Here is an 11715-nt window from a genome sequence, read left to right on the forward strand (position 1 = left end):
ACCACTGAAGCAAAGGTCTGTGATTTGGGTAAGTACATAACAGTGGAATCAACTATTCGGGTTACAACTTCTTATAATTGCATGTAATTAGAGTGTAAGGTTAATCATTTGAATCAATAAGGAGAGAATGAGACGATGGAACCGACAGCAACGAATGAAGCTTTTTTCTATACAGGTACTTATGCATCAGCAGAACAGCCGGGGATTTTTCTATGTGCGTTAAACAAGGAAACAGGCGAGTTGCGGATTGTAAATCATATGGATGGGGTGGATAATCCATCCTATCTGGCTTTATCTCCGGATGGGAATGGTCTGTACGTGGTAAGTGAGACAGATGAGGGAGAGGTGCTGGTCTATCGCAGGGATGCCGCAACGGGTGAGCTGCACTTGATGGATCGCAAGTTAACGAAGGGCGCTTCGCCTTGTTATGTGTCTGTCACGGAGGACGGCAAGTGGGTGCTGACTTCGAACTACAGCAGTGGTAGTGTGAACGTATTCCCGGTAGGAGATCAAGGCACGCTGGAAGAGATGAGTGCGTTGATTGAGCATACAGGAAGAGGGCAGAATGATGACCGTCAAGAAGGGCCGCACGCCCACTCCATTCAACCAGACCCTTCGGGTCAGTATGCCGTTGTCTGTGATCTGGGTCTGGATCAGATTATTGTTTATCGTCAGGAAGAAGGTCGCCTGGTAACGCATCGTGAGATGAATCAGCCTCCAGGCTCTGGACCGAGACATCTCGTCTTCCACCCAAGCTCGAAATGGGCCTATGTGATTAATGAATTGAGTAACACCGTTACGGCATTCATGTATGATCAACGCAGAGGTGAGTTCACTACGTTGCAGCATATCACCACACTGCCTGAAGGACATTCTGGTGAAGGTACGGGAGCGGATATCCGTGTGTCCCCATGTGGCCGTTTCCTGTATGCTTCCAATCGTGGGGACGACAGCATTGTGCTGTATCACATTGACCAGGAATCCGGTGAGCTGGAGGCTATAGAGTGGACTTCCACTATCGGTCAGACTCCGCGTAACTTCAATCTGCTTCCCGGTGGTATTCTGCTGGTTGCCAATCAGGACAGCAACAACCTCGTTGCTTTTCAGATTAATGGTGAAGATGGACGTCTAACACACAACGGATTCAAGCTGGAGATACCCCGCCCAGTGTGTATTGCTCCGGTAGTATAAGGTGGGATGACACAACATTCTTTGTTACGTTCAAATTCCGATCGAGCGTGTGAGAAAGAAGCATCCAAGTCGAAAGATTCATCTTTCGGCTTTTTTCCTTTTTTTCATACATAAAATCACTAAATTAGACCTATAGATGGAATTATATGTTTAATTTAAAATGAATATATTAAAGCGCTTACATGGATGCGAGATGGCGCTACCAAGGGCATCGGGCTTACCAATTCGATTGGGGAGGCAATGGCTTTATGGGAAAACGATCGTTATGGAAGCGTACATTGCGGACCGCAGGTGTGTCACTGCTGAGTTCTGCGCTACTGGTTACTTCGCTGGGTCTTGGAGACACGTCGGTCACTCATGCTGCGGGTGCCCGTCAGATGGAGTTTCTGGACCGAGGTGTAGTTGCAGTGAAGACAGGCACAGGTGTGTTCGTTAGCTGGCGGCTTCTGGGTACGGAAGGGTCGAATGTATCGTTTAATGTCTATCGGGATGGAACCAAGGTAAACGCATCGCCCATAACGAACAGCACCAACCTCCAGGATACAAGCGGGACAAGCAGTTCCAAATATACGGTTCGAGCCGTAGTCAGTGGAACCGAACAGGCTGCTTCGACGGCAGCGAGCGTATGGGGAAATAATTATTTGTCTGTACCTCTCAGTGTACCCGCAGGAGGCACAACACCGGATGGTGTAGCCTACACGTACAGTGCCAATGATGCGAGTGCAGGCGATGTGGACGGGGACGGCGAGTATGAACTGATTGTAAAGTGGGACCCGTCCAACTCCAAGGATAATTCCCAAAGCGGCTACACGGGTGAAGTATTTATCGATGCCTACAAATTGAATGGAACACGCTTATGGCGTATCAGTCTGGGTAAAAATATCCGTGCGGGTGCCCATTACACCCAGTTCATGGTGTACGATCTGGACGGAGATGGCAAGGCCGAAGTGGCGATGAAAACGGCTGATGGCACCAAGGATGGTACGGGCATAGTCATCGGGGATGCCAGCAAGGATTATCGTAACTCCAGCGGATACGTTCTGTCCGGACCGGAGTTCCTTACGATCTTCAATGGACAGACCGGCAAAGCACTTTCCACGGTGAACTACGAACCGGCGCGCGGTAATGTGTCCGATTGGGGAGACAACTATGGCAACCGGGTCGATCGGTTCCTTGCTGCGATTGCGTATTTGGATGGGGAGCGGCCCAGTCTGGTCATGGCGCGTGGATACTACACCCGAACCGTGCTGGTGGCGTACAACTGGCGGGATGGACAACTAGCAAAGCAGTGGACGTTTGACTCCAACACGTCAGGTAATTCAGGTTATGCTGGGCAAGGTAATCATAATCTGAGTGTGGCGGACGTAGATGGCGATGGCAAAGACGAAATCGTTTACGGAGCGATGGCGGTGGATGATAACGGCAAAGGACTCTATACGACAGGGCTTCATCATGGGGATGCAATGCATCTCAGTGATCTGGACCCGGATCGTGCAGGACTTGAAGTATTTCAGGTGCATGAGACAGCATCCAATGCCGGAGTGGAATTCCGTGATGCGCGTACAGGTCAGTTGATCTGGGGCATACCTACGACAAAAGATATTGGACGCGGCATGGCAGCCGATATCGATCCACGTTATAAGGGTGCTGAAGTCTGGGCAGATGGTGGTTTGTATACAGCCAAAGGGCAGAAAATTGGGACAACCCTGCCTTCCTCCACGAATTTTGGTATCTGGTGGGATGGTGACCTGCTCCGCGAATTGCTGGACAGCAACCGAATTGATAAATGGGACTACGCCAATAGCCAAACGGTTAATCTGTTGACGGCATCCGGTGTTTCTTCCAATAATGGAACGAAATCCACACCGAATCTGCAGGCTGACCTGTTCGGCGACTGGAGAGAAGAAGTGGTATGGCGGACCAATGACAGCTCTGCACTGCGTATCTACACGACAACAGCCGTTACGGACAAACGGATCTACACCCTGATGCATGATCCGGTATACCGTCTTGGCGTAGCTTGGCAAAATGTAGCCTATAACCAACCGCCACACACGGGCTTTTATTTGGGAGATAGCATGAGCACGCCTCCCGTACCGAATATCCGGTACGCTGGCAAATAAGGGGGAAAGGGCATGAACTCATGCCAACCCCAGGAATGATGTTACAGCGAATTAAACTTACCGCTGACAAGGGAACAACGGACTTTGGTCCGTTGTTCTTCTTTTTCTGCCATTTACACAGATATTCGGTAGAAATCGGAAAAAAACGTTTGACAGTCATATGTACTGCCCTTATGATACGTATATAACTCACTAAACAGGTAGGAATAATAAAAATGACGATGCTCTATTTGCGGAAGCAGTCATTTACAGTCACATAAGAGATCGTAACGTGAACAGAATAACGTTCTCACCGTATAGACGGAGGAACACCGCAGCGCATCATTTCTGGATGAAGCATACACGGCCTTTGGGCCGGCATGACTTTATGAGGGAGAAGTGCGCGGGGGTTCCTCCGTTTTTTGTTTTTTTTTCGGTGCGTTCCATGCTGTTCAGCCTGTTGAGGTAATCTTGCAGATCCATTCGGGGGGAGTGTTATCTATGAAAAAGAGAATTCATAAGGGTATTCTGGTTGGTCTGGCATTGGTGTTAACAGGGGTACTGGCGGCATGCGGATCGGATAGCGGTGGCACGAATGCGGCAGCAACATCGGGGGGAACGGAAGGTGGCAAAGAAGGGGCAAAAGCGATCGAGCTGCTGAATGTATCCTATGATCCGACACGTGAACTCTATGAGCAATATAACAAGGCATTTGCGGCGTATTGGCTGAAAGAGAAAGGTCAGGAAGTAACGGTTAAGCAGTCTCATGGCGGTTCAGGTAAACAAAGTCGTTCCGTCATTGATGGGCTGGACGCGGATGTGGTTACTCTGGCATTGGGATACGATATCGATGCTATTGAAGATAAAGGTCTGATCAATGCGGGGTGGCAGGACAAATACGAGCACAACAGCTCCCCGTATACGTCAACGATCGTGTTTTTGGTACGCAAAGGCAATCCAAAAGGCATTAAGGACTGGGATGATCTCATCAAGGGAGATACCCAGGTCATTACCCCGAATCCAAAAACGTCCGGCGGGGCACGCTGGAACTATCTGGCGGCATGGGGATATGCGCTCAAACATAACAACAATGATGAAGAGAAGGCCAAAGCATTTGTTGCAGAGCTGTTCAAACATGCACCTGTCCTTGACTCTGGAGCACGTGGAGCGACGACTACGTTTGTAGAGCGCGGTATCGGTGATGTACTGCTTGCATGGGAGAATGAGGCTTTCTTGTCAGTTAAAGAGCTGGGTCCGGACAAATTCGATATTGTGGTGCCTTCGGTCAGTATTTTGGCTGAACCACCTGTAGCGATTGTAGATAAAAATGCAGACAAAAAGGGCAGCCGCGAAGTGGCGGACGCCTATCTGAAATATTTGTACAGCGAAGAGGGGCAGACCATTGCTGCCGAGAACTATTACCGTCCAACCCTGGACAGCGTGAAGGAAAAGTTCAAGGATCAGTTCCCGCAGCTTGAGCTGTTCACATTGGACGATGTATTTGGTACATGGCGCGATACCCAGGCCAAGCACTTTAATGACGGCGGTATCTTTGACCAGATCTATGTTCCGGGCAGCTAATGCATCTGACGTCGATGATGTTGCGTGACCATGTAAGCGGCCAACCAGTCCGACCGACTGAAGGCAGAGAGGATGAACGTGCATGAGCAAGGTGATGGTGGCCCGGAGTCGCACACTGCCGGGATTCGGATTAACGATGGGTTACAGTGTGCTTTACCTGAGCCTGGTTGTACTTATTCCACTCGCAGCGCTCTTGTTTAACTCCACGGGGCTGACCTGGTCCACATTGATTGAGGTGGCGACCAATCCCCGGGTACTGGCTTCTTTCCAGGTGAGTTTTCTGACTGCAGGTGCAGCCGCCCTGATCGATCTGGTTCTCGGGTTGCTCCTGGCTTGGGTACTTGTCCGGTATGAGTTCCCTGGAAAGCGGCTGTTTGATGCCGTTATTGATCTGCCTTTTGCCTTGCCGACAGCAGTGGCGGGGGTTGCCTTAACGGCGCTGTATGCCGGGAATGGCTGGATTGGGCAGTTTGTGGAACCTCTGGGCATCAAGCTGGCCTATTCACAGGCGGGCATTACGCTCGCGCTGATGTTTATTGGGATTCCGTTTGTGGTGCGTACGGTGCAGCCGGTATTGCAGGAATTGGAGACCGAGGTGGAGGAAGCTGCGGCTACGCTCGGAGCGGGAAGATGGCGGATATTCCGAAAGATCCTGCTTCCGGATCTGATCCCGCCGCTGCTGACCGGTTTTGCGTTAGCCTTTGCCCGAGGTATTGGCGAATATGGTTCAGTGGTGTTTATCTCAGGCAATATGCCGATGAAAACGGAGATTGCACCCCTGCTGATCATGGCGAAGCTGGAGCAGTTCGATTATGCGGGAGCTACGGCGGTAGCCTTGCTGCTGCTGCTGGTCTCTTTTGTCCTGCTCTTGATCATTAATTCACTTCAACGCTGGAGCCGCAAGGCAGGCAGAGCTTAGTGAGCAGTGAACCAACCTAAACCAAAAGGAGGTACAGAATATGGCGGGTTCCGTTCCATTAACGCCTGCTTCCCATGTAAGAACCGGGCCGGGGCCAAACCGAGCAACCACGGAAGCACCGTGGGTTAAATGGTTGTTGATCGGGTTGGCAAGTCTGGTGCTGATCTGGCTGCTCATCTTGCCGCTGGTGATCGTGCTGATGGAGGCGTTAAAACAAGGCTGGGGTGTCTACATCGCCGCGCTTACCGAGCCAGACGCGATGTCGGCATTGAAACTTACGCTGCTGGTTGCCGGAATCACCGTACCGCTCAATACGATATTTGGTGTGGCGGCTGCGTGGGTCATTACTAAGTTCCAATTCAGGGGCAAAGGACTCATGATCACCCTGATCGATCTTCCTTTTTCGATTTCGCCTGTGGTAGGCGGGTTGATCTTTGTCCTCGTCTTTGGGTCGAATGGATGGTTTGGACCTTGGCTGGCCGAGCATGATATCAAAATTATTTTTGCCCTGCCCGGCATTGTCATCGCAACGTTGTTCATTACGTTTCCCTTCGTTGCCAGAGAACTGATTCCGTTAATGGAAGATCAGGGCACGAGGGAAGAAGAAGCGGCGGTTACGCTTGGGGCCTCGGGGTGGCGGATTTTCTGGAATGTGACACTTCCCAACATCAAGTGGGGACTGCTGTATGGCATTATTCTGTGTAATGCGCGGGCGATGGGCGAGTTTGGGGCCGTGTCTGTTGTATCGGGACATATTCGCGGGGAGACTAACACCTTGCCGCTGCATGTCGAGATCCTGTATAACGAATATCAATTCTCCGCTTCGTTTGCCGTCGCCTCCTTGTTGCTGATTTTGGCTCTGGCAACGTTGCTGCTCAAGAGCTGGTTGGGTCATAAAACGATTCCCGAAAAGTGATGTAACACTCCTGTATCCATGCCGATCATCTTGGTTTTGAAGAGGGTTCCGAATGAAAATGGATTTTGTTTAAACTTCATGAAAATTCGGATTGACAGCTAATGGAAGCCCTGCTAATGTATAAACCAAGTATATAGGTTGGATAAGAATGAATTATAAGTCGGGTTGGATGACAGCGCACTTGAGGAATATAGCGGGCAGTAGCCCGAGAAGAGGAGGCGGCTCTATGGCTAAGCCGTTAAAAGTGGATGAGGTATGGATGGATCGAATTGCCGGACAACTGAATGACATGGAGTTTGGCTCATTACACATCGTTGTACACGAAGGCCAGATTGTGCAGATGGAGCGCACCGAACGCAAGCGTTTTGAAAATACGCCCTCCGGCAGCGCCTCCAAATCCGGCAGCACTGCACGAAGCAGCTCACCCCGTTCATTGCGCTCATCGAATGCAAGCGCGAAGGGATAGGCTTCATGTAATCCAGGATTGAATTAGGCATAATGCAAAAAATAGTAGAAACCAAAAAAAGAGAAGCCGCCGATTTTGCGGGCTTCTCTTTTTGGTGTTGAATGAACTGAGTCTGATGACACCAAGCCAACCGAGTTAACAGAGAGGTTTACTTTTCAGAAATGGCTCCAGATGTGCGTGGTTTATAGAGGTTTAGCTCTAAATCCAAGTTCTCATCCTCATGTGCTTCTGCAATGCTATTCAATTCCTTATCCGAATCGGTGTGTCCCGCATAGGGGCGATCACTGCGAGAAGGCGTTCCTGTCAGGCTGAAGCCAGAGATGAACAGGATGAGTTGCAATCCCAATGCGTAGGGAGCAGCAGCAAGTCCGATCAGATGAAGCAGCGAGCACATGGCAATTAGAGTAACAAGTGCTTTGGTTACTGTGCCCGATGAACCCTGTCTTGGGCTGGACCAGAGCAGATAACCATAGAACACCGTGATGATCAAGGAAACGAAGCGTATCCATGGCAAAGCATTGAACCATGAATGCCAGAAAGGATACAACAGACCTTGTTGACGAAACACAAAATCAGCGATTAGGTACAGTACAGCTACTACAGCGGTGGGCTCGGCAGCTGGACGAATGACATTCCAGATCGCTCTTCCCCACTGGTCAGGATGTGCGTATCGATTCAATGCATCGGACAATGCTGCACTCTCTCGTTCCAGAGCCCTGTGCATCAATGCCAGTCGAGCGGGATCAACATCGATAATACAGCTGCGGATCTGATCCTGAAGCTGTGGAGACAGATGCACTGCGGCTCTGCAGGACAGCATGGCCGTTAATAATTCATGATGCTCATGTTCCGTTATAGCAACTTTCCGTTGTTCTTTGGCTGTGAGTTGTCCCAGTAGGGTTGTACTTATGTATAATGTATCTCGTATCGCGTGCATTCGCCTGTCACGGCTTCGTCTGACCTCAGTGGCTGACCACACGTAGAGTCCAAGCAGCACAGTGATCATTCCGAGTAGTACCGCCACGAAGCCCGGATATGAGAATAGAGCAAGCATCCAGCGTTGAAGCACAATGGTTCCTCCTTTGCAAAAACTGTAGTGTAGCATGAAACACGGTTCACATAAGCTTTCTCTCACTATTACACAGGAATTGCGTGAATTCAAGCAGGAACAGTAGGAATTTACTGTCATAAGAAGGACCACGGCACCCATGCAAAGAAGATGTAATTTCCATGAATTTTTTAATTCTACACATAATTATAGATTTAATAGGAAGGGAGCATGATCAATGGACCAGATCAACATTGAACACACACCGCCCTCAACAGCAGAATACCTTGCGTTACGGAAAAGCGCAGGTCTTAGTGCGATGAGCAAGGAGGGGGCGGAGATTGGGCTGCCCAATAGTCTTTTTGCCGTATGTCTGCGTGAAGAAAATGAAATCGTAGGCATGGGCCGGGTCATCGGGGACGGAGGTTGCTTCTTTCAGGTGGTGGATATCGCCGTGCGCCCGGATCAGCAGGGAAGAGGATATGGCAAATTGATTATGAGCGAGATCATGAATTATTTGCGCGAACATGTGCCTGCTCGTGGCTTGGTTAGCCTGCTGGCTGACGTTCCTGCCGATCGTCTGTACGCTCAATTCGGCTTCACCTACACCAGTCCGAAATCGGAAGGCATGTGGTGGAGACAAGGGGAATAGAGCGGAAATAAGCTGAGTTAAGCCTGTTTAAATAAAATTAGCCTTATATATGGGAAATAGCCTATCAATACCTCATTCGTGTATCCAACTAATTAAACCTTTGGTTATCCATAGGTTTTTTTGCTTTACATCCATTTATTTACAAGTATAATGTAATTTAAATACAATTTACGATTTACGATTTACAAAATACGATAATCATAATAAATGCAGAATGGAGGAGACAAAATTGGATAAAGACCAGCGGACTCAATTTAATCGAATGGTGGAACGGTCCATGGAGCAAGCCAGCAGAAACCTATCGGGAACCAAGGGGGTTGTCTCCGTAAGATTAAGTCAGGAAGAGATTGATATTATTGATCAGCTTGTATTTCTTGAACTGGCCAAGAACCGATCTGATGCAACGGCGATGTTAATCAGGGAAGGGATTCGGACTCATCAATCGTTATTGAACGAGATTCAGGAGTATACGGCAGAGCTTGAGCGGGTAAAGGCCAAAATACAACAGTCCATTCGCAATTCAGGTTTGTTGACACGTCTGCAAAGTGAAACTGGAAGTGAGATCGAAGTGAAAGGAGAGAGAGTGAATGAAACAGACGAAAAATGAAATCCATAACGACAGTTATGGATCTGTTCTGCGTCTTCCATCTTTTTGTGTACTTCTTGCAGGCAGGCTGATATCCGGTGCAGGTCAAATTTTATTTTCCATGGCTACGATGTGGTATATTCTTCAACTAACCGAGTCAGCACTCGCAGCAGCACTGATTCCTATGTTGCCATACTTTATCTATGCTTTTTTGGGTATACCACTGGCTACAATCAGTGATCGGCTACCCAAAAAGCAGCTCTTGATCTGGACAGATGTACTTAGAGCATGCGTGGCCTGTATATTGGCGCTTTTATTCATGAGTGGTCAGATGGTGCCGTGGCATATCTATGCTGCCAATTTGCTCATTGCGATTCTTGGATTTTTGTTCAATCCGGCAACCCAGACCGTCATCCCCGCAATTCTGCCCGACCCGTCGAAGCAGTTAGCACCAGCCAACGCACTTCTAAATTCATCTTCCAAAACAATTGAATTGCTTGGATATGCTGTAGGTGGCATATTGGTGGCGTTCATCTCAGTCCAGTCCATCCTTTTCATCTATGCACTTACCTTTCTGCTATCTGCTCTCTCCATTGTCTTTATTCATATTCCGGTGACCAAAGTGGTCAAACAAAAAGGGATTTCTGGCTTTATGAAGGACAGTTTGCAAGGGATTACCTTTTTGTTCTCGCGTAAAATTCTGGCCAGCTGCATCATTTTTGGTGCCATTATCAACTTTGCTGGCGCGCCTCTGCACATCTTCACTCCGATTTTTGCTGACATGGTTCTTCATGCCGGACCACAAGGCTACGGTCTTCTCCAATCTGCCTTTGCCGCTGGTAGTATTGCAGGCTCTTTGCTCAGTGGGAAATATGCCAAACGGCTTTCGCTTGCTCGATGGTTCCTAATCAGTTATCTCATCTCAGGTGCGAGTTTGCTGCTCATGCCTATGTTTCCTAATCTGTATATCGCCATCGCCTGTTCATTCTTTTTAATGTTGGGGCTTGCCCTCGTAAATGTACCTTTGGTTAACTCGATTCTTCTATCTACACCGGAAGAAAAGAGGGGACGTGTCATGAATAGTATGGGAGTCTTAATGAGTGGCATCAGCAATCCGCTGGGTTTATTGCTCGGAGGCTGGCTCATTGAAACGTATAATCCATCCTGGGTGTACATGGGAATCGGCGCATTTGTTATTGTCATGGGACTGGGGAGCATGTTTGTCCGGCCTTTCCGAGAGGAACAGGGGCAACGCTCCAGACAGCAAGCGTCATCCATTTAGCCTATGAGCAGATTATCGTCCTTTTTGGAAATAGCACTGTATGGAGGCTGCTATGATGCTTATCTTGCATAACTGGTGGCGAGTAGGATGAAACTTCATAATATTAAAGATTTAGATCATGAAGTTTATTCAGAATGGTTCTGGGCTTACTTATTTTAATAAGGCATGTATATGGGAACGGTGAGGTGAGCTAGCTACATGGTTTACAAGTGAGCACAGACGGTTTAAGATGGCGTGAGCCGTTTAAGGTATATAACAATGGGATTAAGTATTAAAATAACGGTAAGTTGACAAGATGATATCTACTGAAAAGAGGGATTTGATATGAAAGTTTCCATTTTTGGAGCAACCGGAGCGATTGGGAAGACGATACTGTGGGAGTTAATGGACCGCGGACATGAGGTAACGGCGATTGTTCGTGATCCTTCGAAGATTGAGATGGAGCATGAGCGTTTGCGTGTGGTACAGGGGGATTTGCTAAACCCGGACCAGGTTGCCGATTTTACAGCAGGACAGGAAGCCGTTGTGAGTGCCTATGGACCGAAGTTTGGTGCGGAGGAAGAGATGTTGGAAGTTACACGTTCACTAATTGAGGGTGTTCGTCGTGGAAAAGCAGGACGTTTGGTTGTCGTGGGTGGAGCAGGAAGCTTGCTTACCGATTCTGGAGAAATACTGATGGACACACCAGGATTCCCTGAGGAAGTCAAACCATTGGCGAAGGCTCATGTCGATGCGTATAACCTGATTGAAGCATCGGATATTAACTGGACCTACATGAGTCCTGCGGCTACGATCACAACAGGAAGACGGACAGGCCTATTCCGGGTTGGTATGAATCGTGTGATTACCGATGATCTTGGAGAGAGTTCGATTTCCGTTGGTGATTTTGCAGCGGCATTGGTGGATGAGCTGGATGATCCGCAATTTATTCAATCCCGGTTTACAGTAGGTTATTAAGGGTTTTAGGTAAGA

The 11715-nt window shown here is 48.7% G+C and carries 11 protein-coding genes; 10 read left to right on the forward strand and 1 reads right to left on the reverse strand.

The features are described from left to right. Window positions 1–135 precede the first annotated feature (135 nt). The 6 genes from PTQ21_RS07755 (at window position 136) to PTQ21_RS07780 (ending at window position 7175) form a co-directional block, all read left to right on the forward strand. Window positions 136–1191: a lactonase family protein gene (locus tag PTQ21_RS07755; protein ID WP_274569369.1), complete on the forward strand. Its 1056-nt coding sequence runs from the start codon at window positions 136–138 to the stop codon at window positions 1189–1191. 248 nt (window positions 1192–1439) lie between these two features. Continuing rightward, entirely contained in the window at window positions 1440–3314 is a 1875-nt protein-coding gene (locus tag PTQ21_RS07760) for a rhamnogalacturonan lyase (protein WP_274569370.1), read from the forward strand. A 480-nt stretch (window positions 3315–3794) separates the two neighbouring features. Next, on the forward strand, window positions 3795–4874 hold the full coding sequence (locus PTQ21_RS07765) for a sulfate ABC transporter substrate-binding protein (RefSeq protein WP_063566192.1): 1080 nt from the start codon (window positions 3795–3797) through the stop codon (window positions 4872–4874). Between the two features lie 82 nt (window positions 4875–4956). Continuing rightward, window positions 4957–5793 (forward strand): sulfate ABC transporter permease subunit CysT, encoded by an 837-nt coding sequence (gene cysT, locus PTQ21_RS07770; protein ID WP_063566191.1) that lies wholly within the window; start codon window positions 4957–4959, stop codon window positions 5791–5793. A 40-nt stretch (window positions 5794–5833) separates the two neighbouring features. Further along, window positions 5834–6709 (forward strand): sulfate ABC transporter permease subunit CysW, encoded by an 876-nt coding sequence (gene cysW, locus PTQ21_RS07775; protein WP_274569371.1) that lies wholly within the window; start codon window positions 5834–5836, stop codon window positions 6707–6709. A gap of 226 nt (window positions 6710–6935) precedes the next feature. Next, entirely contained in the window at window positions 6936–7175 is a 240-nt protein-coding gene (locus PTQ21_RS07780; protein ID WP_062322628.1) for a YezD family protein, read from the forward strand. Window positions 7176–7323: 148 nt separating this feature from the next. Here PTQ21_RS07780 and PTQ21_RS07785 read toward each other — a convergent pair whose 3' ends face one another. Further along, the gene (locus tag PTQ21_RS07785; RefSeq protein WP_274569372.1) at window positions 7324–8244 is read right to left on the reverse strand and encodes a hypothetical protein; all 921 of its coding nucleotides are present in this window, start codon (window positions 8242–8244) and stop codon (window positions 7324–7326) included. 217 nt (window positions 8245–8461) lie between these two features. Between PTQ21_RS07785 and PTQ21_RS07790 the strand changes: the two genes are divergently transcribed. The 4 genes from PTQ21_RS07790 (at window position 8462) to PTQ21_RS07805 (ending at window position 11700) form a co-directional block, all read left to right on the forward strand. Then, window positions 8462–8875 (forward strand): GNAT family N-acetyltransferase, encoded by a 414-nt coding sequence (locus PTQ21_RS07790; RefSeq protein WP_274569374.1) that lies wholly within the window; start codon window positions 8462–8464, stop codon window positions 8873–8875. Window positions 8876–9104: 229 nt separating this feature from the next. Continuing rightward, a complete protein-coding gene (locus tag PTQ21_RS07795) occupies window positions 9105–9482 on the forward strand; it encodes a ribbon-helix-helix domain-containing protein (RefSeq protein ID WP_274569375.1) in 378 nt (125 codons plus the stop codon). Next, a complete protein-coding gene (locus tag PTQ21_RS07800) occupies window positions 9463–10743 on the forward strand; it encodes an MFS transporter (RefSeq protein ID WP_274569376.1) in 1281 nt (426 codons plus the stop codon). Before PTQ21_RS07795 ends, PTQ21_RS07800 begins: the two co-directional genes overlap by 20 nt. A gap of 324 nt (window positions 10744–11067) precedes the next feature. After that, window positions 11068–11700: an NAD(P)-dependent oxidoreductase gene (locus PTQ21_RS07805; RefSeq protein WP_274569377.1), complete on the forward strand. Its 633-nt coding sequence runs from the start codon at window positions 11068–11070 to the stop codon at window positions 11698–11700. The last annotated feature ends 15 nt before the right edge of the window (window positions 11701–11715 follow it).

The sequence above is a fragment of the Paenibacillus marchantiae genome (assembly GCF_028771845.1).
GTDB lineage: Bacteria > Bacillota > Bacilli > Paenibacillales > Paenibacillaceae > Paenibacillus > Paenibacillus marchantiae.